20 protein-coding genes are annotated in these 22479 nt (G+C 53.0%); 11 read left to right on the top strand and 9 right to left on the bottom strand.

The features are described 5' to 3' along the window. Positions 1–247: 247 nt before the first annotated feature. The gene (locus tag C5523_RS13940) at positions 248–1903 is read left to right on the top strand and encodes a glucan biosynthesis protein D (RefSeq protein WP_039079120.1); all 1656 of its coding nucleotides are present in this window, start codon (positions 248–250) and stop codon (positions 1901–1903) included. A gap of 47 nt (positions 1904–1950) precedes the next feature. Further along, on the top strand, positions 1951–2502 hold the full coding sequence (gene rimL / locus C5523_RS13935) for a 50S ribosomal protein L7/L12-serine acetyltransferase (protein ID WP_039079119.1): 552 nt from the start codon (positions 1951–1953) through the stop codon (positions 2500–2502). On the opposite strand, the gene ydcK is transcribed toward rimL, so the two are convergent. Beyond that, positions 2497–3477 carry a YdcK family protein gene (gene ydcK, locus C5523_RS13930; RefSeq protein ID WP_108701356.1) on the bottom strand — a complete coding sequence of 327 codons (981 nt, stop codon included), beginning with the start codon at positions 3475–3477 and terminating at the stop codon, positions 2497–2499. The genes rimL and ydcK overlap by 6 nt on opposite strands. A gap of 137 nt (positions 3478–3614) precedes the next feature. On the opposite strand from ydcK, the gene tehB reads away from it, so the two are divergent. Further along, the gene (gene tehB, locus C5523_RS13925) at positions 3615–4208 is read left to right on the top strand and encodes a tellurite resistance methyltransferase TehB (RefSeq protein ID WP_108701355.1); all 594 of its coding nucleotides are present in this window, start codon (positions 3615–3617) and stop codon (positions 4206–4208) included. On the opposite strand, the gene pepT is transcribed toward tehB, so the two are convergent. Further along, complete coding sequence (gene pepT / locus C5523_RS13920) at positions 4205–5434, bottom strand: peptidase T (protein WP_039079116.1); 1230 nt, start codon at positions 5432–5434, stop codon at positions 4205–4207. The genes tehB and pepT overlap by 4 nt on opposite strands. 117 nt (positions 5435–5551) lie before the next feature. Between pepT and C5523_RS13915 the strand changes: the two genes are divergently transcribed. Together C5523_RS13915 and C5523_RS13910 are read left to right on the top strand one after the other, a co-directional pair. Beyond that, positions 5552–7147, top strand: a complete 1596-nt coding sequence (locus C5523_RS13915; protein ID WP_108701354.1) for an ABC transporter substrate-binding protein — start codon at positions 5552–5554, stop codon at positions 7145–7147. Positions 7148–7307: 160 nt separating this feature from the next. Beyond that, positions 7308–7970 (top strand): DUF3313 domain-containing protein, encoded by a 663-nt coding sequence (locus C5523_RS13910; protein WP_039079114.1) that lies wholly within the window; start codon positions 7308–7310, stop codon positions 7968–7970. Positions 7971–8006: 36 nt separating this feature from the next. Here C5523_RS13910 and C5523_RS13905 read toward each other — a convergent pair whose 3' ends face one another. Beyond that, on the bottom strand, positions 8007–8903 hold the full coding sequence (locus C5523_RS13905) for a DMT family transporter (protein ID WP_107223072.1): 897 nt from the start codon (positions 8901–8903) through the stop codon (positions 8007–8009). An 11-nt stretch (positions 8904–8914) separates the two neighbouring features. Then, entirely contained in the window at positions 8915–9076 is a 162-nt protein-coding gene (locus tag C5523_RS27430; protein WP_172600658.1) for a hypothetical protein, read from the bottom strand. On the opposite strand from C5523_RS27430, the gene C5523_RS13900 reads away from it, so the two are divergent. Further along, entirely contained in the window at positions 9075–9944 is an 870-nt protein-coding gene (locus tag C5523_RS13900; RefSeq protein WP_039079112.1) for a helix-turn-helix domain-containing protein, read from the top strand. The genes C5523_RS27430 and C5523_RS13900 overlap by 2 nt on opposite strands. On the opposite strand, the gene C5523_RS13895 is transcribed toward C5523_RS13900, so the two are convergent. Then, positions 9924–11090, bottom strand: coding sequence for a benzoate/H(+) symporter BenE family transporter (locus C5523_RS13895; protein WP_039079111.1), 1167 nt, complete (start codon positions 11088–11090; stop codon positions 9924–9926). The genes C5523_RS13900 and C5523_RS13895 overlap by 21 nt on opposite strands. 90 nt (positions 11091–11180) lie before the next feature. On the opposite strand from C5523_RS13895, the gene C5523_RS13890 reads away from it, so the two are divergent. Next, the gene (locus C5523_RS13890) at positions 11181–11753 is read left to right on the top strand and encodes a helix-turn-helix domain-containing protein (RefSeq protein ID WP_079497484.1); all 573 of its coding nucleotides are present in this window, start codon (positions 11181–11183) and stop codon (positions 11751–11753) included. A 309-nt stretch (positions 11754–12062) separates the two neighbouring features. Then, on the top strand, positions 12063–14027 hold the full coding sequence (locus C5523_RS13885; protein ID WP_039079157.1) for a U32 family peptidase: 1965 nt from the start codon (positions 12063–12065) through the stop codon (positions 14025–14027). Between the two features lie 55 nt (positions 14028–14082). On the opposite strand, the gene C5523_RS13880 is transcribed toward C5523_RS13885, so the two are convergent. After that, a complete protein-coding gene (locus tag C5523_RS13880; RefSeq protein WP_223878696.1) occupies positions 14083–14376 on the bottom strand; it encodes a hypothetical protein in 294 nt (97 codons plus the stop codon). A gap of 457 nt (positions 14377–14833) precedes the next feature. Between C5523_RS13880 and C5523_RS13875 the strand changes: the two genes are divergently transcribed. Beyond that, positions 14834–16801 (top strand): methyl-accepting chemotaxis protein, encoded by a 1968-nt coding sequence (locus C5523_RS13875; protein WP_108701353.1) that lies wholly within the window; start codon positions 14834–14836, stop codon positions 16799–16801. A 70-nt stretch (positions 16802–16871) separates the two neighbouring features. On the opposite strand, the gene C5523_RS13870 is transcribed toward C5523_RS13875, so the two are convergent. Genes C5523_RS13870 through C5523_RS13860 form a run of 3 tightly spaced genes read right to left on the bottom strand, consistent with a single transcriptional unit; the run spans position 16872 to position 19416 of the window. Further along, complete coding sequence (locus tag C5523_RS13870; RefSeq protein WP_071194133.1) at positions 16872–17000, bottom strand: DUF2474 domain-containing protein; 129 nt, start codon at positions 16998–17000, stop codon at positions 16872–16874. After that, positions 17000–18010, bottom strand: coding sequence for a cytochrome d ubiquinol oxidase subunit II (gene cydB, locus C5523_RS13865; protein ID WP_108701352.1), 1011 nt, complete (start codon positions 18008–18010; stop codon positions 17000–17002). Before cydB ends, C5523_RS13870 begins: the two co-directional genes overlap by 1 nt. Continuing rightward, a complete protein-coding gene (locus C5523_RS13860) occupies positions 18010–19416 on the bottom strand; it encodes a cytochrome ubiquinol oxidase subunit I (RefSeq protein WP_108701351.1) in 1407 nt (468 codons plus the stop codon). The genes cydB and C5523_RS13860 overlap by 1 nt, the downstream gene beginning before the upstream one ends. 152 nt (positions 19417–19568) lie before the next feature. Here C5523_RS13860 and C5523_RS13855 point away from each other — a divergent pair, with 152 nt between their 5' ends. Beyond that, on the top strand, positions 19569–20978 hold the full coding sequence (locus C5523_RS13855) for a PLP-dependent aminotransferase family protein (protein WP_039079105.1): 1410 nt from the start codon (positions 19569–19571) through the stop codon (positions 20976–20978). Between the two features lie 347 nt (positions 20979–21325). Continuing rightward, positions 21326–22468 (top strand): putative ABC transporter substrate-binding protein YdcS, encoded by a 1143-nt coding sequence (ydcS, locus tag C5523_RS13850; RefSeq protein ID WP_071194136.1) that lies wholly within the window; start codon positions 21326–21328, stop codon positions 22466–22468. Positions 22469–22479 lie beyond the last annotated feature (11 nt).

Below are 22479 nucleotides of genomic sequence, written 5' to 3'. Positions count from 1 at the left end.
GAGTGGCGATACATTTAGCAACGTAATGGGATGTTTTCCGCTCCGCCAAAATTATACCTTTCTTTACACCGTATTCAGGTCGATCCCATCGACAAAAATATTTCAAGCTTTGCGCAGAATATCACCCGTCAACAATTGGATTCTCAATCAATTTTGTCTAGAGTGTGCGGTCATAACCGTTAGCTTTTGCCGTGGTTTTGTTTTGTACAAAACCGCTTCTCACGACCATAAGGACGTATTATCAGGCATGAACCGCAGACGTTTCATTAAGGCATCAATGGCGCTGGCCGCAGCGTGCGGGACTTCCGGCTTTGCTTCTCTGTTCTCCCGTGCGGCGTTTGCTGCTGATTCCGATATCGCCGATGGTCAGAGTCGTCGTTTCGATTTTTCCGTATTGCAGTCCATGGCACATGACCTGGCGCAACAGCCGTGGGGCGGTGCGCCGCGTCCACTGCCGGATACGCTCGCAAACATGACGCCACAGGCCTACAACGCCATTCAGTACGATGCGCAACATTCATTGTGGAACAATGTTGAGGGTCGTCAGCTTGATGTGCAGTTTTTCCATATGGGGATGGGTTTCCGTCGCCGCGTGCGCATGTTCTCGCTTGATCCCGCAACCCAACAGGCGCGTGAGATTCATTTCCGTCCTGAATTATTTAACTACCATGATGCAGGCGTCGATACGAAGCAGCTTGAAGGGCAGAGCGATCTGGGGTTTGCCGGTTTCCGCGCCTTTAAAGCGCCTGAACTGGCTCGTCGCGATATTGTCTCTTTCCTGGGCGCCAGCTATTTCCGTGCGGTAGACAGTACTTACCAGTACGGGCTTTCTGCACGTGGTGCGGCAATCGACACCTTTACAGACACACCGGAAGAGTTCCCGGATTTTACCGCCTTCTGGTTTGAAACGGCGAAAGCCTCTGATACCTCTTTTACGGTCTATACGTTGCTCGACAGCCCGAGTCTGACCGGGGCCTACAAATTCGTGATCCACTGTGAACAGAGTCAGGTGATCATGGAGGTGGATAACCACCTGTATGCGCGTAAAGACATCAAACAACTGGGTATCGCGCCGATGACCAGTATGTTTAGCTGCGGTAACAATGAACGTCGCGTGTGCGACACTATTCATCCGCAGATCCATGACTCCGACCGTCTGGCCATGTGGCGTGGGAACGGGGAGTGGGTTTGCCGCCCTCTGAACAATCCGCAGAAACTGCAATTCAATGCCTTTTTGGACAACAACCCGAAAGGCTTTGGTTTACTGCAACTTGACCGCGACTTCTCTCACTATCAGGACGTGATGGGCTGGTATAACAAACGCCCAAGCCTGTGGGTCGAGCCGCGTAACCAATGGGGTAAGGGCAGCGTTGGATTAATGGAAATCCCGACCACCGGTGAAACCCTGGATAACGTGGTCTGTTTCTGGCAGCCGGAGAAGCCGGTTCGAGCGGGTGATGAGCTGGCATTTCAGTATCGTCTGTACTGGAGCGCAATGCCGCCGGTACGCTCGCCGCTGGCGCGTGTCTATGCCACCCGCACCGGTATGGGCGGCTTCCCGGAAGGGTGGGCGCCTGGCGAGCATTACCCGGAAAAATGGGCGCGCCGTTTCGCCATTGATTTTGTCGGTGGTGACCTGAAAGCCGCTGCGCCGAAGGGGATTGAACCGGTTATCACCTTGTCTAACGGGGAAGCCAAACAGGTTGAAATCCTGTATGTTGAGCCTTTCGACGGCTACCGTATTCTGTTCGACTGGTACCCAACGTCCAACTCCACCGACCCGGTTGAAATGCGCCTCTTCCTGCGCTGTCAGGGGGATGCGATCAGCGAGACCTGGTTGTATCAATATTTTCCGCCTGCGCCGGACAAGCGCAACTATGTGGATGATCGCATCATGCGCTAAATCGGTAACCTCCCTCGGGGAGGGAGGTTCTGATACGAGGAGATGTCATGGATTCCACCGACAGCCTGATCGTCGTCAACGACCATCTGGCACTGCATGCCATTGATGAGCGTTTTGTTCACGATCTGCACCAACTGATCGTTAAAAACCGCGAATGGCTACAGCATTTTCTGGACTGGCCGCAGTATGTGCGCTCGGTTGACCAGACCCGGCAAACCGCGCAAAGCAATATTATTCTGCATCAGCGCGGCTACGCCAAAATGTTCCTGATCCTCGAAGATAACGTGCTGGTGGGTGTGCTCTCCTTTAACTCCATCGAGCCGACCAACAAAACCGGTTATATCGGTTACTGGCTCGATAAAGACAAAGAGGGAAAGGGGATTGTCTCCACCTGCCTGCAGGCGTTTATGGCATTTTACGCTCGTCGGGGTGATGTCCGCCGTTTCGTCATTAAATGCCGGGTTGCGAACGAGGCAAGCAACCGTGTCGCGTTGCGTAACGGCTTTATCCTCGAAGGGTGTCTGCGGCAGGCGGAGTTCCTGAACGGCAGCTTTCATGACCAGAATATCTACGGGCAGATTATCGATCGCTCATCATAGCAGCCCGGCCAATGGCGTGCGGGTAATATACTGTGCGCCATTAATCACCTTCTGACCACGCAACAAAATACTTTCGCCATCCGGTGCCTCAACCACCGCGTCATCGGTGATTTCAATATGATTCTCGATCAGCACATTGCCTTTGATACGCGCATTTCCCTGGATAACAACTTTTTCATCCAGCAAAATCGGTCCGCCGATTAAATGCGCATTGCCACCGACAAGCACGTGGTGTTTGAGCACACAGTTGCCTTCGATGGTGGCATTTTCCGCAACCTGAGCACTGTAGCGCAACGTAGGAATGGCATCTTCATCACTTCCGGCCACAACGCGCGCTTTGCCGTAAACTTTGGCACAGTCGCACACCCAGACATCATTTTGCTCATTGCCTTCCAGCAGGGCGAAATCAAACACCTCGGCGCGATGTTCTATAAACGCGAACTTAACGATGGCATCGCCATAAATTTGCGCCTGGTGGACCACGCGCGAATGGGTAACCGTGGCGCGGTCATAAATTTGCAGTATTTGTTGATTATCCGGCGTAAGGCCCTGCGCGGCGATGATTTCACAGCCGTGTAGAATACGCGCGTTACCGAACAGGTGGCAGGTACCACGCACAGTGGATGTCTGCACAGTGACGTTGTCACTTAATACGACACCATGACTTAGCTCTGCCGCATCAACCCAAGTGTTACCGCCAATTTCAACGTCATGGCAAACAAGACAGGGTTGCGTCAGACGGGCGTCATCACGCACATGACTGTTGGCAAACACCATGCTGTTCACATCATAAATCCAGCAATCTCCTTCTTGTGAGAGGGTAGTTTCATCCTCCACCCAGCCACCAACGGTGCCGGCCGTTACATCACCAAAATCACGCAACGCAATAATCTGGCGCAGCGAGACCTTCTGTTTTTCGCCGTTAATCTGATAACTGAACGCACGGCGCTCATCACTGAGTCGGTATTTAGTCATTGTTTGCTTCCATTAATTCCCCACGATAAACGTAGCAAACTTTGCGATACTGGCTATTCAGAATGAAAAAACATAAAATGCATTTAAAATACATCTTATAAGTTTGCGCTTATATAGGGAAAAAATAAGGAACAACCATGACCACGTTTGACGACAGCTATTTTACTGAAAAATATGGATTGACCCGCACCCACTCAGAGGTACTGCATGCCATGCAGTTTGTGAAACCGGGCAAAACACTGGACCTGGGCTGCGGCAACGGGCGTAACAGCCTCTATCTGGCGGCCAATGGGTTTGATGTGACGGCATGGGATAAAAACGCCGCGAGCATCAATAATATCGACACCATTCGTCAGGCCGAAGGGCTCAACACGCTGCAAACCGCCGTTGTGGATTTGAACGCACTTAGCTTTGAGGGCGAATACGATTTTATTCTCTCGACCGTGGTGATGATGTTTCTTGAGCCGCAAACCATTCCGGGGCTTATCGCCAATATGCAGCGTTGCACCAAAGCGGGAGGTTACAACCTGATTGTGGCGGCGATGGACACGGCCGATTTCCCCTGCACCGTTGGTTTCCCGTTTGCCTTTAAAGAGAATGAATTGCGTGATTACTACGCAGGGTGGGAACTGGAAAAATACAATGAAGACGTCGGTGAGTTGCACCGCACCGACGCCAATGGCAACCGTATCAAACTGCGCTTTGCGACCTTACTGGCGCGTAAAGCTTAACGCGCCGCCAGCAGGCATAACTGTAACGCGACCTGGTATGAGGCCTCGAACGATTTCACCGGCAGAAATTCAAATTGCGAATGAAAATTGTGCGCGCCGGTAAAGAAATTCGGGGTTAATAACCCTTTTGCAGACAGCGCCGCGCCGTCTGTGCCGCCGCGCATGGGGGTGGGTTTGGGAGTGATGCCAAGCGTGGTCATCGCCTCGAACAGTAAATCAATTGCGCGTTTGTCTTCGCCGATGGCGTTACTGATATTGCTGTAAATATCGCTGATGCTGTACTCCACTTTCGCGGTGGGGTACTGCGCGGCGATTTTTTTTGCGACATCGGCAATCTGCTGTTTCCTGCGCTCAAAGCTCGCTTTGTCGAAGTCACGGATGCTGGCGCTGAGATGCGCGTGCCCCTGAACAGCTTCCATCCCATTGAACCACACATAGCCTTCGCGGCCTTCGGTATGTTCCGGCGTTTGCTGGCGGTCAAAGTGGCTGATGTAATCCATGGCCATCAGCAGTGGGTTAACCAGCACACCTTTTGCCGACATCGGATGCGCGGTGACGCCTGTAAAATGGATAGACGCCGAGGCGGCATTGAAGTTTTCAAAAACAATCTCGCCTTTTTCGCAGCAGTCGATAGTCCAGGCAAAATCGACATCAAAGCGTTTTAAATCCAGTGCCTTCGCCCCACGCAGGCCGACTTCTTCATCCGGAACAAACGCCACGACAATATCGCCATGTTGCTGTTCTGCCGTCAGGTTTTCCAGCAACGTCATCACAACCGTGACAGCGGCTTTGTTATCTGCCCCCAGTACGCTGGTGCCATCGCTAAAGATGATCTCTTCATCAAGGTAGGCGTTAATTTCCGGGTGTTCCTCCACACGCAGCCAGATATCTTTGCTGGCGTTCAGACAGAGATCTTCTCCCTTGAAACGCAGAATTTGCGGATGAATATCCGGCGACAAACCCACGTCTACGGTGTCGATATGGGTGATAAAACCAATACGCGGCGCGCCCGGCACCGTGCCTTTTTTCACCGCAGTGACCGTGGCGTGTTCATCCAGCACAATCTCATCCAGGCCCAGCGTTTGCAGCTCTTGCGCCAGTGCGCGCGCCATGTCTAATTGCCCGGGCGTGGTCGGTAATGTCGTGGCGGCAGCGTCACTTTGGCTGGTGATAGCAAGATAGCGAAAGAAGCGTTGCGTTAATTGACTGGCGAGGGGCGATGTCATAGTGATTCCTTCTTTATTTGACTTATCAGGTGCTTGCAATATTACTTTAATGTTATTTATGGAAGCGCAAACAACAAGCACTATTTGGCTCATGGAAAGAAAACGACAGGAAAATCTATGACTAGAAAACAGACAACAGTTGCGCTGGCCTTGCTGGCCCTGGCAGTGAGTTCCTCTGTGGCGGCAAAAACCCTGGTCTACTGTTCAGAAGGATCGCCAGAGAATTTCAACCCGCAACTCTATACCTCAGGCACCAGCGTCGACGCCAGCGCGGTTCCGGTTTATAACCGGCTCGTCGATTTTAAAGGCGGGACGACCGAACTCCAGCCAGGGCTGGCTGAGAATTGGGAGGTCAGCGAAGACGGCAAGGTGTATACCTTCCATCTGCGTAAAGGGGTGAAGTTTCAGAGCAATAAATTCTTTACGCCGACGCGCGATTTTAATGCCGACGACGTCATTTTCTCTTTCATGCGGCAAAAAGACCCGCAGCATCCTTACCATAATGTCTCTAACGGCAACTACTCCAATTTCGAAAGTCTGGAATTTGGCAAGCTGATTACCGCTATCGATAAAGTGGACGACAACACCGTGCGCTTTACGCTGGCACATCCCGAAGCGCCCTTTGTGCCTGACCTGGCCTGGTATTTCGCCTCTATCTTATCTGCTGAATACGCCGATGCGATGCTAAAAGCCGGGACGCCGGAAAAAGTGGATATGGAGCCAATTGGTACCGGTCCATTCAAACTGGCTCAGTACCAGAAAGATTCTCGCATTCTGTTTACCGCCTTCCCGGAATACTGGCAGGGCAAAGCAAAGATCGACCGTCTGGTGTTCAGCATTACGCCAGATGCCTCAGTACGTCTTGCCAAGCTTGAGAAAAATGAATGTCAGGTGATGCCATTCCCGAACCCGGCGGATTTGCCGCGTCTGAAAGAGAACAAAGACATTACGCTGATGAGCAAATCGGGGTTGAATACCGGTTTCCTTGCCTTTAACACGCAAAAAGCGCCGCTTGATAACGTTAAAGTGCGCCAGGCGCTGGCGATGGCCATCAATAAACCGGCCATTATCAATGCGGTTTTCCAGGGCACCGGAACCGCGGCGAAAAATCTTCTGCCCCCTGGCGTCTGGAGTGCGGATAGCGAATTGCAGGATTACGCTTACGATCCGCAAAAAGCCAAAGCTTTATTGAAAGAAGCCGGGTTGCCAGAGGGCACCACCATTGATTTGTGGGCGATGCCGGTTCAGCGGCCTTACAACCCGAATGCCAAACGGATGGCCGAGATGATTCAGGCCGACTGGGCGAAAGTCGGGGTCAACGCGAAAATTGTCACATATGAGTGGGGGGAATATTTAAAACGGGTGAAAGGGGGCGAGCATCAGGCGGCGCTGATGGGGTGGACAACGGCGACCGGCGACCCGGATAACTTCTTCGGCCCGCTATTTACCTGTCAGTCTGCCAATGGCGGTTCTAACTCGTCGAAATGGTGCTACCAGCCGTTTGATAAAATTATCGCCGAAGCGAAAACCATTACCGATCACGACAAGCGCGTGGCGCTGTATAAAGAAGCCCAGCAGATGATGCACGATCAAATGCCTGCGGTGATGATTGCCCATTCCACTATTTTTGAACCGGTACGAAATAACGTGAAAGGCTATGAAGTCGATCCGTTCGGTAAACATATTTTCTACCAGGTCGATATCAATAAATAATCAGGCGCGCCGGTGCCTTGCGCCGGCGCAAGTGTCCTTTATTAGAACAGTGAGTATTATATTTTTCTGAAATTTGAGCGTAACAGCTTTTTTCCGCCATCGCTGTAGCCAGTTGTTTGCTATAACTTTTAGTGCATATACAAACTCAAAGGGACCTTCCATGCGTACTGTATTTAAAGTTGCCGTGCTTGCCGGCCTGCTTGCGTTATCAGGCTGTGCGTCAAAAGTGACTCAACCTGAACAATATTCCGGCTTCTTAAAAGACTATTCCAACTTACAACAAACAACGTCCGCAAGCGGTAAGCCCGTATTGCGTTGGGTTGATCCTTCATTTGATCTGAGTAAATACGACAGTATTGTCTACCATCCGGTAACCTATTACCCGGTAGCAAAACCGACCAGCCAGGTGAGCCAGCAAACGCTCGACGGGCTGTTGACCTACACGAACACCAAATTGAAAGCTGCCGCCGCGCAGCGTAAACCGCTGGTGACCTCTCCGGGGGCGCATAGCCTGATTTTCCGTGGCGCCATTACCGGCGTGGACAGCAGCAAGCAAGGCCTGCAATTCTACGAAGTGATCCCGGTTGCGATGGTGATTGCCGGTACGCAGGCCGCTACAGGTCACCGGACTATGGACACGCATCTCTATTTCGAAGGTGAATTGATTGATGCACAGACCAATAAGCCGGTGATTAAAGTGGTGCGTCAGGGCGAGGGTAAAAGTCTGAGCAATGCCAATGCGCCGATGACGGTAGATACGCTGAAACAGGTCATTGATAACATGGCGACCGATGCCACCATGTTTGATGTTTCCAAAAAATAAAAACAGGCGCGCCATCCCAGAGGATGGCGCTTTTTTTCAGGCTAACTTCCGTATAAACGACAGCGTTCCCGGTCGCGAAAACATCACTAAATTTCCCGTCAGAATCAGCAGCAGGCCGACAACCCCGTTCATATGCCAGACATAGCCTTCATAGACCGTTGAAATACTCAGCGCAACCAGCGGAAACAGCAGAGTACTGTAGGCAGCATTACTGGCACCGATACGGCCCACCAGAGTGAAATAGGCACCAAAGGCAATGACCGATCCAAAGAGGGCGAGATAGACCAGCGCACCCAGATAGCTGAAGGTCCACTCAGGGGTAAAATCATCGCCGTGAAACAGGGCTATTGCGCCCATAATGATTGTCCCGTAAAGCATCGCCCAGGCGTTGGTGGTCATGGTTTCCAGCCCGTTGCGCTGGTGGCGCATGCTGATCATATTGCCAAGGGAAAAGCCAAATGTACCCAGCATCGAAAGCCCAATACCCAGTAACAGCGTGCTGTTCAGACCGCTGGCCAGCAAATCATCCCAGAATAGCGTCACAATGCCCGTCAGCCCCAGAAAAGCCGCAGGATAGAAGCGCGAAGGGGGTTTCTGACCGAAGAACAGAAAACTGTTAACCGCATTAAACAAGACGGCCATTGAGAAAATGACCGACTCAAGCCCGGTGTTAATCCACGCGGCGGCGTTGTAAAAACAGAGGAAGTTGAAGCCAAACACACAGCATCCTTGCAGGATGCAAAAAAGATGATCCCGCAGGACAAGTTTGCGCAGCCGCCGCAGGGCAATCAACACCACCATGATGGTGAGTGATGCGAGCGCAAAGCGCCAAAAAATAGAGACCGGCGCCGCGACCGGACCCTGTTGCAGAAAAATGGCAATCCATGTCGTGCCCCATATCACCACCACCAGACAATATAAAAAAATGTTCATTGCGATCCCCGTTACGCCAACAGGTTTCCAGTCTTGCCAAAAAATGCCTCTCCGGCTTGCATAAACCCGCCGGTCACTTGCAAATTCTTGCGTTTTTTTGGCGAAACACTGGTATCGGGCAGGCGCAATTCATAGACTGAGATTCTGGTGACATTTTTGTTAATTGCGTCCATGACTGTTTATAAAGCCTTCGAAAATTTGCAACATCACAATGCCGTTCTGCATGACTCGGTTGCGCTGCATTCTGGTATTCAACTGGCGGCATGGTCTAATAAGCGCGATAACATCACCCAGTATTGTGATCATCACACCCTGAGCCTGTACATTGCCGACGGTTACGAGAGCTACCATAAAACGTCGCAGGGCTGGAAAAATGGCGGAGGGCCGGACAGGTTTTGCCTGATGCCAAAAGAGAGCGAATCCAGTTGGGATATCCGTGATGATTTGTCGTTTGTGCATCTTTATTGCACTGACGAACATCTGCGGGAGATTGGGGAGAAGGTGTGGGATCGCAGTCCGGCGTCGTTTACCCTTGATGAGAAAACCTTCGCCCAGGATGAGCGCATTACCGCGCTCTACCGCCAGTTCTTACTTGGCAGCGACTGGCATCAGCAGGCGAATCAGCTCACGCTCAGTACGGCTTCTACGCTGCTTCTCACCCATCTTGTCCAGCATTACAGCAATGTGCAGTGGCGTTTGCCCACCGTTAAAGGCGGTCTTGCGCCTGTGGTACTGCGTCAGGTGCTGGACTGGATAGAGGCGAATCTCGCCCAGCCGCTGTTGCTGAGCGATCTGGCGGCGCAGGCAGCGTTAAGTGAATACCATTTCGCGCGGATGTTCCGCCAGTCGATGGGGGTTGCGCCGCATCAGTATGTGATGCATCGCCGGATGGTGCAGGCGAAAGCGCAACTGTTAAATACCGGGCTGCCGCTGACGACAATCGCGATGGCCTGCGGTTTCAGTTCTGCCAGCCATTTCAGTAACCGCTTCCGCGCCGTTTTTGGCATGACGCCGTCGCAATTACGCGCGGCGCGCCAGTGACAGTGCGGCATAGCAGACGCCCCCTGCAACCAGCCCCCAGAAGGCTGACCCCACACCCAGTAACGTGACGCCGCTGGCGGTAACCAGAAACGTCACGATGGCGGCATCACGCTCTTTTTCCTGGGACAGCGCCTGGAACAGGCTGCCGCCTATCGTACCGAGTAAGGCAAGCCCTGCCAGCGTCTGGATCCAACTCAGCGGTAAGGCTGCCAGCAATGCGGTGATCGAGCCGCCAAATACGCCCGCTAGCAGATAGAATACACCCGCCGCCACCGCAGCCTTCCAGCGCTGTGCGGCGTCGGGGTGCGCATCCGGGCTTTGACAAATTGCCGCCGTAATGGCGGCGATGCAGATAGAGAAAACCCCAAACGGCGAGAAAAGCAGCGCCAGCCCTCCGGTAAAAATGATCAGCGGCGACACAGCCGCACGGTAGCCCGCCGCCTGCATTGTCGCGAAGCCTGGCGCATTTTGTGACGCCATAGTGGCGAGAAAAAAGGGTATGCCGATACTGATAAACGAGGTCCAGTTAAAGACCGGACGGGTAAATTCCGGCACCACAAAGGCAACATCCAGTTTCGCAGTGACAATATCGCCGCTAAGCCAGGCGACCAGAGCGCCAATAATCAGTGTCGCCACAATGGCATAGCGTGGGGCGAGGGCTTTACAGACCAGCCAGGCCAGTAGCATACTGCCGCACAGCACAAAATGGCCCTCAACGTTGTGAAACGCCTGCAAGCCGAAACGCAACAGGATCCCGGCGAGCATAGCTGCCGCGAGGGTATGCGGAATAATTTTCATCAGCCGGGCGAACAGTCCGGTCACGCCGCAAAGCACAATCAGCGCATTAGCAAAAATAAACACGCCGATGGCTTCGGCAAGCGTCAATCCTTGCAAGCTCGTCGCCAGCAATGCGGCACCGGGCGTGGACCAGGCGGTCAGTATTGGCATGCGATACCACAGCGACAGCGCGATGGTGCTGACACCCATGCCTAAACCGAGCGCCGTCATCCAGCCGGCAATTTGTGTGGCGCTGGCCCCCGCTGCGGCAGCAGCCTGCCAGATAATAGCGGCAGAACTGGCATAGCCGACCAGTACGGCCACAAAACCCGCCAGAAGCGTGGTAAAAGGAAACACGTGAGTGCGCATGATCTTTCCTCGTGCGTTATAGCGTCCAAAGAATGTACCATTGTGCGTTATAGCGTACAAGCATGCGCAGCGAGACTGACAGGAGGAAAAATGGATCTAACACATTATCTGGCGAGCACCTTAAAAAATCTCCGTCAGGCACGCGGCTGGAGCCTCTCACGTCTGGCTGACGAGACGGGCGTGTCAAAAGCGATGCTCGGGCAAATTGAACGTAATGAGTCCAGCCCCACGGTGGCTACGCTGTGGAAAATCGCCACCGGTCTCAATGTGCCGTTTTCGTCCTTTATTGCGCCGTCGGAAAGCGAAACACCTCATTCCTTCGATCCGCAGCAGCAGGCTATGGTGGTCACTCCGCTGTTCCCCTGGGATGAAGCGCTGCATTTTGATCTCTTCTCGATAATCCTGGCGCCGGGCGCCCTGAGCGAATCAACGCCGCATGAGCAGGGGGTCATTGAACATGTGGTGGTGATTGGCGGGGTGCTGGAGATGTGCATTGAAGGGCAGTGGCGAACCCTGACGGCGGGTAGCGGGATTCGTTTCGCTGGCGACCGTCCCCATGCCTATCGTAATAGCTCAGCACAGAGCGCGCATTTCCACTCGCTTATCCACTACCCAAAAGAAAAAACCGCAAGCAAGCTTGCGGCAAAGAACGACGACGAGTAAACAACAACGTACAACGTGACGAGGAATGTCCGATTACGCGTCCTCTTCCAAATGGCCTCTTTGAGCCTGCCCCGGCCACTCAGTTACTTACTTATGTAAGCTCCAGAGGTTGCCGCTTGCCGCCGCGACGCCATTTGAACGCTTTCGCGTAATAGTGGTTACCTTAACCTGCGCCGTTACGGCTGGAAAATAGCAATTTCATCAATGCTTTGCCGCCTGGCGGAAATTGGCCTTCGCCACAGGTGGTGAAAAGCCGGGGATGTGACTACAATAGCCGCCATTTTGCACATAATGGATAACGACGATTGTATGCGCCTGCAACCCCATCATCTTGAACTCTTAAGCCCTGCCCGTGACACCGCGATCGCTCGCGAAGCCATTTTGCACGGTGCGGACGCGGTCTATATCGGCGGCCCGGGGTTCGGTGCCCGCCATAACGCCAGCAACAGCTTGCAGGATATTGCCAGCCTGGTGCCGTTTGCCCATCGCTATGGCGCGAAAGTGTTTATCACACTGAACACCATTCTGCATGATGATGAGCTGGAGCCTGCTCAGCGCCTGATTACCGATCTGTACGAAACCGGGGTGGATGCCCTGATTGTGCAGGATATGGGGATCATGCAACTCGACATCCCGCCGATTGAGCTGCATGCCAGTACCCAGTGCGACATCCGCAGCGTAGAAAAGGCGAAGTTCCTCTCCGATGCCGGTTTTAGCCAGATTGTATTGGCGCGTGAGTTGAATCTGCAGCAGATCCGCGATATTCACGCCTGTACTGACGCGACCATCGAGTTCTTTATTCATGGCGCGCTGTGCGTGGCCTATTCCGGGCAGTGTTATATTTCCCACGCCCAGACGGGGCGCAGTGCCAACCGTGGGGACTGCTCGCAGGCCTGCCGCCTGCCGTACACCCTGAAAGACGATCAGGGGCGCGTCGTGGCCTATGAAAAACATCTGCTGTCGATGAAAGATAATGACCAGACCGCTAATCTTGGTGCGCTAATTGATGCCGGCGTACGCTCCTTCAAGATTGAAGGGCGCTACAAAGACATGAGCTACGTAAAAAACATTACCGCGCATTATCGCCAAATGCTGGATGCGATTATTGAAGACCGCGGCGACCTGGCGCGGGCATCGGCGGGGCGCACAGAGCACTTCTTTATTCCGTCCACCGATAAAACCTTCCATCGCGGTAGTACTGATTATTTTGTGAATGCGCGAAAAGGCGATATCGGTGCGTTTGATTCGCCGAAATTTATCGGCCTGCCGGTCGGTGAAGTGCTGAAAGTAACCAAAGAGTACCTGGACGTTGAAGCCAGCGAACCGTTGGCAAACGGGGATGGTCTGAACGTACTCATCAAGCGTGACGTTGTCGGTTTTCGCGCCAACACGGTAGAAAAAACGGGCGAAGGTCGTTACCGCGTCTGGCCGAATGAAATGCCCGCGGAGATGTATAAAGTGCGCCCGCACCATCCGCTGAACCGTAACCTGGACCATAACTGGCAACAGGCACTGACCAAAACCTCCAGTGAACGTCGCATTGCCGTGGATATTGAAGTGAGCGGCTGGCAGGAACAACTGGTGCTGACTCTGACCAGTGAAGATGGGGTCAGCGTGACCCATACTCTCGACGGGCAATTCGATGAGGCGAACAACGCGGAAAAAGCGATCAATAGCCTGAAAGAGGGCGTGGCAAAACTGGGGCAAACCATCTACTACGCCCGTCATATCGCTATCAACTTGCCGGGTGCGTTGTTTGTGCCGAACAGTATGTTAAATGCGTTTCGTCGCGACACCGTTGAAATGCTTGATGAGGCGCGTCTGGCGAGTTACCAGCGCGGCAGCCGTAAAGCTGTCTCCGATCCGGCACCGGTCTATCCTGATACCCATCTGACTTTCCTGGCGAACGTTTACAACCATAAAGCGCGTGAGTTCTATCAGCGTTTCGGTGTGCAACTGATTGATGGCGCATATGAAATGCATGAAGAGAAGGGCGATGTGCCGGTGATGATCACCAAACACTGCCTGCGCTTTGCCTTTAACCTGTGCCCGAAACAGGCCAAAGGGAATATCAAAAGCTGGAAGGCAACCCCAATGCAACTGGTGCATGGCGATGAAGTGCTTACGCTGAAATTCGATTGCCGGCCATGTGAAATGCATGTGGTTGGGAAAATCAAAAATCACATTCTGAAGATGCCGCTCGCCGGGAGTGTTGTGGCATCGGTCAGCCCTGAGGATCTGTTGAAAACGCTGCCTAAGCGCAAAGGCGTTTAAGACAGCACATCCCGCACAGTCGCGGCAGGGTATGTGCCGCGACTGTATTTAAATCTTAGCGTTTATCATCCGGCAACGGCAGTTTTTTACCGTCTTTGGGCGGCTGTTTGCCGTCATGCTTTGGCGGCTGGCCGTCGCGGTGATGCGCGCTGTCATCATGCTTCCACGCTTTCCCGTCATTATTCCTGTGCTCCCGCGCATGTTGCGAGTTTTTGTCGTCATGACGCGGCGACTGACCGTCGTGCGTTAGCGGATATTTTTGCGGTGGGACAGGCGCGTTGTCTGCGGCAAACACATAAGACGACAAACTCATAGCCACAATGGCAGACAGTGTCACGATCTTTTTCATACTCACTCCTTCTCTCATTTATCTGAGTGACACGGATTTCAACAACAAATCGTGGAGAGAGTATGAAGACATCTTTAATTAAGAATATTCCTTCCATAGTAACTGTAAAAAATAAACGAATATGTTACCTGACAGACAGTAATTTTATTATTTGCTGCAATTTATGCGTTGCATCACACTATTAACATAATTTTCACAGGTCAAATAGTGATACTCGCATCTCATTTTATTAACCTTTGATTTTTATAGTTTTAATTTCATTATGCCCGTGTGGACTTTATTGGGTTTCGTTAAAGATTTCACTTAGTTTGACGATAATTACACTGTGATCAAAATATATTCGTGGAATTTCCCGGCACTGTAAAAATCATAGACTTGATGTATAGCCTGCTAAGTTCCATAAATTCACCAGACGCTCCACCCTATAAATGATCTCATAATACATAAAAGGTGAAATATGTTATCTATGGCGAAAAGGTTTTTAACCGCACCCTTAGGTCGCAGCCGCTCACAGCCTGCGAATGGTACCTATGATTGCCAGAATATGCCTCAGTCATTATCAGCAGCGGGTTTAAGCAATAAAGCCAGCGGTATCCTCATGACATTCGTCCCCCCTGGTGCCGACTATTCAAGCGTGAGCCAGGCGTGGCAACGGTTTTCTTCTCCAGCCTTAACGGTTATTACGCTTTCTTCCAGTGGCGCATTGAGCAGTAGCTGTCGTGAGACGACCTATTGTGATGCGGCGGGGCAACAGGGTAGCTGGTTAATGCTGCCCAAAACACTCATTGCCGGGCACGAAACCCATATTATTGATTTACATGTTAAAGATACCCGAACAGCAACAGATCGCATCATTGCAATTCAGAACGAGCTGGAGCGGTTACAGGTACGCATGCCGCTCTCCTCAGATCATACTTTTGCCATGGTGTACTGTGACGGGCTCTCTGCCTCCGAAGGCTTTCTGATGCAGGCCTGGTATAATTGTGGGCGTTTTCCCTGCCTGGCTATCGGCGGTTCAGCAGGCGGCAAACTCACCTTTGACGGCACCTGGATAAGCGTGAATGGCAAAGTGCTGCAGGGCAAAGCGGTGATTATCTTTTGCAAAATGGCACCGGGAAAATCCTTCGCACCCTTCAAAAGCCAAAACTTCAAACCACGCAATAAAAGCTGGCTGATTGCTCAGGCGGATCCGATCGCCCGGACGGTGACGTCAGTCTTTAATGAACAGGGTGAACAAAAGCCTTTCACTGCTGTTCTGGCCGAACTCCTGCAATGTGGTGAGCAGCAGGTGGCCGAAAAACTAAAAGGGCTCACTTTCGGGGTTAAAGTCGGAGATGAATATTTCATTCGCTCTGTCGCAAAAATCGATGCTGAAGGCGTTCATTTTTTCTGTGATCTGGAATTTGGCGATCGCTTGCATTTACTGGAAGAAACCGACTTTAAACAAGCGACACTGCATGACTGGAAAAACTTTATTACCGGACGAGGTAAACCGGCGGCCATTCTGATGAATGACTGTATTTTGCGCCGTCTTGGCAGCGAATCACACTTACACAATGCCCATTTCTTTAAAGGCTTGCCCGCTGCCGGTTTTTCCAGCTTTGGGGAGATCCTCGGCGTTCCCATTAATCAGACGCTCTCCGCGCTGGTCTTTTTCAATCATGATGTGAAAGCCATGGCGCATTTCCCGGTGGAATATGCACGATATGCCGGGCATTACGCCCAGCGTGCGCTGCGCCGTTGGGAGGCACTGAATGATTTTCAAAGCGGTGTGATTAATCGTGTTGTGGCATATCAACAAAAATTGGGTCCCCTGATGACGGCATTACCGATGCTGGAAGCCGCGACGCAGACACAAAACGACACCTTAGGAATGGCAGAAAATAGCATCCGTTCGATCAGCGATATTGCGCTCAAGAGCCAACAGGCGCAAAACCGGCTGGTGGAAGGGCTGGACGACCTGGAGAAAATCTCAGCGGGGATTAATGAGATAACCAGCGGGATCAGTAACATTGCTTTTCAGACGAATATTCTCGCGCTCAATGCGGCGGTGGAAGCTGCGCGGGCGGGTGAAGCCGGGCGCGGATTTGCCGTGGTGGCAAGCGAAGTCCGGCGGCTGGCGCACTCGTCCAAAGAGCAGGCAGACGCGACGGCCGCCAATATCAACCAGGCGGTAAATACGATTTCCCGCATTCGTACCGTTGCCAATAATACCGTGGAGACCGCCAGCAATATGGCTCAGCACTCCATTTCCGCGGCTGACACCATCGCGGCCATGAGCAGTAAAACCAATAACGAACGGGATAATATTGTGAAGCATCTCAGTAGCCTGCACGCCCTGACATCCGGCATGGATGCGATGCAGGAAGCGGTGGCGCAGCTGACAGTGTTGCAAAAACTCTCTACCCGCCACGGCCAGCACTAAAAAAGCTGCCCTGATGTTCAGCATCAGGGCAGCTTTGCAAGCCGCTTGTATACGTCGCCGGGTCATAAAACTAGTGCGACTTAAACCCCGCGGCGGTCATCAGTACGCGGAAAAACAGGCCGACCAGCGCAAGGGCCAGCACACTGCCACCCCACAAAACGACCAGCCACATCAGGCGCTTCCATAAAGGTTGTTGCATCAGTGATATCCCTCCCCATGCTGAACTTTGCCGCGAAATACGTAGTAGCTCCAGAAGGTATAGACAAGAATAATCGGGATAATCAGCAGCGCGCCAACCAACATAAAGCCCTGGCTTTGTGCGGGGGCTGCCGCCTGCCACAGGGTGATGGACGGCGGGATAATATGCGGCCAGATACTGATGCCAAGCCCGCTGAATCCGAGGAAGATCAGCCCGAGCGTCAGCACAAACGGTAATTTTTCGCTCTGTGGATGATTCAGGCTGCGCCATTGCCACAGGCTCAGCAATACGACTAATACAGGGACGGGCAGCAGGAAAAACAGATTTGGCAACGTAAACCAGCGGCTGGCGATGGCCGGATGGGCGAGCGGTGTCCAGAGACTGATTACTGCAATTACCAGCAGCAGGGCCAGTAAGAGCCGCTTTGCGAGCTGGCGCATCCGCGTCTGCAAGCTGTTTTCGCTCTTCATCACCAGCCACGTCGCCCCCAGCAAGGCATAGGCGACCACCAGTCCGAGGCCACAAAACAGAGTAAACGGGCTCAGCCAGTCGCAGGGCCCCCCGGCGAAGGTGCGCCCGCTAACCGGAAAACCGTTAATCACCGCCCCAACAACGACCCCCTGTGTGAAGGTTGCCAGAATCGAGCCGCCTAAGAACGCTTTATCCCAGAAAGGACGGTGCGCGGGTGTCGCTTTGAAGCGAAACTCAAAGGCTACACCGCGAAAAATTAACCCCACCAGCATCAGCGTGAGCGGAATGGTCAGCGCATCGATAATCACCGCATACGCCAGCGGGAAGGCGCCAAACAGCGCCGCACCGCCGAGCACCAGCCAGGTTTCGTTGCCGTCCCATACCGGGGCGACGCTATTCACCATCACATCGCGGTCTTCGGCGTTTTGCGTCGCGGGAAAGAGAATGCCAATCCCCAGATCAAAACCGTCCATCACGATATACATCAGGGTGGCAAAGACGATAATCACAAACCAGATAAGCGAAAGATCGATACCCATTACGGTTTCTCCTGCAGACTGTCGTGAGTATTCACCGCCGAAAGCGGCCGGGCGGGGCGTCCATCCTGTTCACTGGCAAAGGATTCATTCGCCTGAGGCCCTTTTTTAATCAACCGCACCATGTAGCTGTACCCCACGCCAAACACCGAACTGTAAACGAGGATAAAACCCAGCAGGCTAATGCTCATGTGCAGCGTGCCATGGGCGGAAACGGCATCGGCGGTGCGCTGCAAGCCATAGACCACCCACGGCTGGCGGCCCACCTCTGTGGTTACCCAACCGGCAAGAATCGCCAGCAAACCCGATGGCCACATCAATAATGCGAACCACAGAAACGGGCGCGAGTGATAGAGGCGCTGCTTGCGGCGCAGCCACACGGCGACAACACCCAGCAATATCATCAACAGACCAAGCCCCACCATCAGGCGAAACGACCAGAACACCACGGTCGAATTAGGCCGGTCTTCTTTGGCGAACGATTTCAGCGCGGGAACCTGTTTGTCCAGGCTGTGGGTGAGGATCAGGCTACCCAGCGCCGGAATCGCCAGCCCATAGCGGGTGCGCTCTTGTTCCATATCCGGCCAGCCAAACAGCAACAAAGGCGTCGGCTCGCCGGGTGGGTTTTCCCAATGGCCCTCTATCGCCGCAATTTTGGCGGGCTGATGCTCAAGCGTGTTCAGCCCGTGCATATCGCCGATCAGCGCCTGGATAGGGGCCACAATGAGGGTCATCCACAGCGCCATGGAAAACATGGTGCGAATGGCCGGTGAATGATTGCCCTTAAGCAAGTGCCAGGCGGCCGACGCGCCAACAAACAGCGCGCTGCTAAGGAACGCGGCAACGGACATATGCAACAGGCGATACGGGAAGGAGGGGTTAAACACCACCGCAAACCAGTCGACAGGTACCACCTGGCCATTCACAATTTCATAGCCCTGCGGCGTTTGCATCCAACTATTGGAGGCGAGGATCCAGAAGGTGGAAATGATCGTCCCCAGCGCCACCATGCAGGTGGCGAAGAAGTGCAGCCCTGGGCCAACCTTGTTCCAGCCAAACAGCATCACCCCTAAGAACCCGGCTTCGAGGAAGAACGCGGTCAGCACTTCATAGGTCAGTAACGGGCCGGTGATGCTACCAGCAAACTGGGAAAATCCGCTCCAGTTGGTGCCAAATTGATAGGCCATCACCAGACCGGAGACCACGCCCATGCCAAAATTGACGGCGAAGATTTTCGACCAGAAGTGGTAGAGCGAACGCCACACCGGATTGCCGGTTTTCAACCACAGCCCCTCCAGCACCGCAAGGTAGCTGGCAAGACCGATGGTGATCGCCGGAAAAATAATGTGGAAGGAAACCGTAAAGGCAAACTGGATCCTTGCCAGATGAAACGCATCTAAACCCAACATACTTAACCTCTGAAAAATGGCTCTCCCGCAAATGGTAAAGAGCGGCGGAGAGGATTATCAGAGGCAGAAAAGCCAAATTTATCTATAACAGTTGGTAAAAATGTGCTTTTTAAGCGCGCTGATATAGAATGAATGCAGGGAAGGAGAGAGCGATGAAAAAATACCAGCGCCTGGCGCAGCAAATCATTTCGCAAATTGAACTGGGCGTCTGGCGACCCGGCGACAGGCTGCCCTCGTTGCGTGAACAGGTGACCAGCAGCGGGATGAGTTTTATGACCGTCGGCCACGCTTATCAGTTGCTCGAAAATCAGGGCTATATTACCGCCCGGCCTCAATCGGGCTATTATGTGGCGCCGCGCTCTCATCGTCCGCAAACCTTACCGCCCGCCACCTTAAAGCAAGACGAAGCGGTGGATATCAATACCTATATTTTTGATATTTTGCAGGCCAGCCGCGATGCCTCGATCTTGCCCTTCGGTTCGGCGTTTCCGGATCCGCGGCTGTTTCCTCTGCAACAGCTTAATCGCTCATTAGCCAATGTCAGTAAAAGTGCGACTGCGGTCAGCATCATTGAAAACCTGCCGCCGGGAAATTCCGGATTGCGTCATGCCATCGCCCGTCGCTACGCCCAACAGGGGATGACCATTTCACCAGATGAAATCGTCATTACCGCCGGGGCGCTGGAAGCGTTAAACCTGAGTTTGCAGGCTGTAACAGAGCCAGGTGACTGGGTGATTGTCGAAAATCCCTGCTTTTATGGTGCGCTACAGGCGCTGGAGCGCCTGCGCTTAAAAGCGCTGTCGGTGCCGACGGATATTAACGAAGGTATCGATTTACAGGCGCTGGAGCAGGCGCTGAAATCCTACCCCGTTAAAGCCTGCTGGCTAATGCCTAATAGCCAGAACCCGCTTGGTTTTACCCTGAGTGCAGAGAAGAAAGCGCAACTGGTGGCGTTGCTGATGCAGCACAACGTGACCTTGATCGAAGACGATGTCTACAGCGAGCTCTATTACGGGCGGGAAAAACCGCTACCTGCAAAAGCCTGGGATACCCAGGACATGACGTTACACTGCTCATCGTTTTCCAAGTGTCTGGTGGCCGGGTTTCGTATCGGGTGGGTCGCAGCCGGGAAACATGCCCGTCGGATCCAGCAGTTGCAGTTGATGAGCACCTTATCCACCAGTTCGCCCATGCAAATGGCGCTGGTCGATTACCTTGGCACGCAACGCTATGACGCGCATCTGCGGCGTCTGCGGCGCGCCCTGGCTGAACGCAAGCATCAGGCATGGCAGGCTCTGGTGCGTCATCTGCCTGCGGAGGTGAAAATTCACCGCAGCGACAGCGGTTATTTTTTATGGCTGGAGTTGCCGCCAGAGCTGGATGCCGGAGAATTAAGTCAGCGTGCCCTGGCCCATCAGGTCAGCATCGCGCCGGGCAAAATGTTCTCCACCTCCAGAGAACCGACGCCGTTCTTTCGCTTTAATGCATCCTGGCAATGGGGCGAGCGGGAAGAACGTGGCGTTATTCTGCTTGGCAAAATTATTCGCGAAATGATGAAATAAAAACGCAGGCGGTTGTTCTTATTTTCTGAATAATATTTTCTCAAATTAAAAATATCTCTGTGGAAATTTAAGCCGCAGAGGTCATTATTTTCTGTACTTGCCCATCAGGCATTCATACGAAATGTGAATGGCAACATAAATTAACCTTTCTCTGCTAACTCCTTGTCTATACTCCAGAAGATGCACCGCCAGCATTTTCGTAATAAATGTAATGCGCTGTATGTCACAACCTGGCGAAATTTCTCATTGACGGGATTCAGCCTTTCGGCGCTCCGTCTACCTTTAAATCAGGAGATATTTTTACGGCAAGGCGGCCGCTCATTTTCATTACGACAGGAGTAAAACATATGAGCAAGAAATTTGCCCCGAGCTGCCTGTGTGCGCTGGGCATGACCCTTATGACAGCACACGCCGCCGAGCCGACGGAAGTAGGGAAAGGAGAAGGGCGTCTGGATATTATCGCCTGGCCGGGGTATATCGAACGCGGTCAGACGGACAAGCAATATGACTGGGTTAGCCAGTTTGAAAAAGAGACGGGCTGCGAGGTCAACGTAAAAACGGCAGCGACCTCCGATGAGATGGTCAGCCTGATGGCTAAAGGCGGTTATGATCTGGTGACCGCATCCGGCGATGCCTCGCTGCGTCTGATCATGGGCAAACGCGTACAGCCCATTAATACCGCGCTCATCCCGAACTGGAAAACCCTCGATCCGCGCATTGAGAAAGGTGAATGGTTTAACGTCGGCGGTAAAGTGTACGGCACGCCCTATCAGTGGGGGCCAAACCTGCTGATGTATAACACCAAAACATTCCCGACGCCGCCAGATAGCTGGTCGGTCGTCTTCGTGCAGCAAAATCTGCCGGATGGCAAAACCAACAAAGGCCGCGTGCAGGCCTATGACGGGCCGATTTATATCGCCGACGCCGCGCTGTTTGTCAAAGCCACTCAACCGCAGCTTAGCATTGAAGACCCCTACCAGCTAACCGAAGCGCAGTATCAGGCGGTGCTGAAAGTGCTGCGCGATCAGCACGCCTTAATCCACCGTTACTGGCATGACACCACTGTTCAGATGAGCGACTTCAAAAACGAAGGCGTTGTGGCGTCCAGCGCCTGGCCGTATCAGGCCAACGCCCTGAAAGGGGAAAACCAGCCTATCGCCACCGTGTTCCCGAAAGAGGGGGTAACGGGATGGGCAGATACCACCATGTTGCACGCGCAGGCGAAACACCCCAATTGCGCCTACAAATGGATGAACTGGTCGCTGACTCCGAAAGTACAGGGTGACGTCGCCGCCTGGTTTGGCTCACTGCCGGTGGTGCCGCAAGGCTGTAAAGCCAGTGATTTGCTGGGTGAAAAAGGTTGTGAGACCAATGGCTATAGCTTCTTTGACAAGATTGCGTTCTGGAAAACGCCTGTTGCGGAGGGTGGCAAATATGTCCCTTATAGCCGCTGGACGCAGGATTACATCGCCATTATGGGTGGACGTTAATCGGTCAGGAG

It is taken from the genome of Phytobacter sp. SCO41, assembly GCF_003073275.1.
Lineage (GTDB): Bacteria > Pseudomonadota > Gammaproteobacteria > Enterobacterales > Enterobacteriaceae > Phytobacter > Phytobacter diazotrophicus.
Note: the sequence above shows the minus strand (reverse complement) of the source record. Positions and strands in the feature narration are given on the sequence as shown.

Excerpts from the sequence above, each read along its gene's own strand:
- C5523_RS13870 (WP_071194133.1), bottom strand. The coding sequence starts at position 17,000 with ATGCAACAACCTTTATGGAAGCGCCTGATGTGGCTGGTCGTTTTGTGG.
- C5523_RS13855 (WP_039079105.1), top strand. The coding sequence starts at position 19,569 with ATGAAAAAATACCAGCGCCTGGCGCAGCAAATCATTTCGCAAATTGAA.
- ydcS (WP_071194136.1), top strand. The coding sequence starts at position 21,326 with ATGAGCAAGAAATTTGCCCCGAGCTGCCTGTGTGCGCTGGGCATGACC.
- C5523_RS13880 (WP_223878696.1), bottom strand. The coding sequence starts at position 14,376 with ATGAAAAAGATCGTGACACTGTCTGCCATTGTGGCTATGAGTTTGTCG.
- C5523_RS27430 (WP_172600658.1), bottom strand. The coding sequence starts at position 9,076 with ATGGACGCAATTAACAAAAATGTCACCAGAATCTCAGTCTATGAATTG.
- C5523_RS13915 (WP_108701354.1), top strand. The coding sequence starts at position 5,552 with ATGACTAGAAAACAGACAACAGTTGCGCTGGCCTTGCTGGCCCTGGCA.
- C5523_RS13890 (WP_079497484.1), top strand. The coding sequence starts at position 11,181 with ATGGATCTAACACATTATCTGGCGAGCACCTTAAAAAATCTCCGTCAG.
- C5523_RS13910 (WP_039079114.1), top strand. The coding sequence starts at position 7,308 with ATGCGTACTGTATTTAAAGTTGCCGTGCTTGCCGGCCTGCTTGCGTTA.
- C5523_RS13895 (WP_039079111.1), bottom strand. The coding sequence starts at position 11,090 with ATGCGCACTCACGTGTTTCCTTTTACCACGCTTCTGGCGGGTTTTGTG.
- tehB (WP_108701355.1), top strand. The coding sequence starts at position 3,615 with ATGACCACGTTTGACGACAGCTATTTTACTGAAAAATATGGATTGACC.
- pepT (WP_039079116.1), bottom strand. The coding sequence starts at position 5,434 with ATGACATCGCCCCTCGCCAGTCAATTAACGCAACGCTTCTTTCGCTAT.
- cydB (WP_108701352.1), bottom strand. The coding sequence starts at position 18,010 with ATGGGTATCGATCTTTCGCTTATCTGGTTTGTGATTATCGTCTTTGCC.
- C5523_RS13900 (WP_039079112.1), top strand. The coding sequence starts at position 9,075 with ATGACTGTTTATAAAGCCTTCGAAAATTTGCAACATCACAATGCCGTT.
- C5523_RS13860 (WP_108701351.1), bottom strand. The coding sequence starts at position 19,416 with ATGTTGGGTTTAGATGCGTTTCATCTGGCAAGGATCCAGTTTGCCTTT.
- C5523_RS13905 (WP_107223072.1), bottom strand. The coding sequence starts at position 8,903 with ATGAACATTTTTTTATATTGTCTGGTGGTGGTGATATGGGGCACGACA.
- C5523_RS13885 (WP_039079157.1), top strand. The coding sequence starts at position 12,063 with ATGCGCCTGCAACCCCATCATCTTGAACTCTTAAGCCCTGCCCGTGAC.
- C5523_RS13875 (WP_108701353.1), top strand. The coding sequence starts at position 14,834 with ATGTTATCTATGGCGAAAAGGTTTTTAACCGCACCCTTAGGTCGCAGC.
- C5523_RS13940 (WP_039079120.1), top strand. The coding sequence starts at position 248 with ATGAACCGCAGACGTTTCATTAAGGCATCAATGGCGCTGGCCGCAGCG.
- rimL (WP_039079119.1), top strand. The coding sequence starts at position 1,951 with ATGGATTCCACCGACAGCCTGATCGTCGTCAACGACCATCTGGCACTG.
- ydcK (WP_108701356.1), bottom strand. The coding sequence starts at position 3,477 with ATGACTAAATACCGACTCAGTGATGAGCGCCGTGCGTTCAGTTATCAG.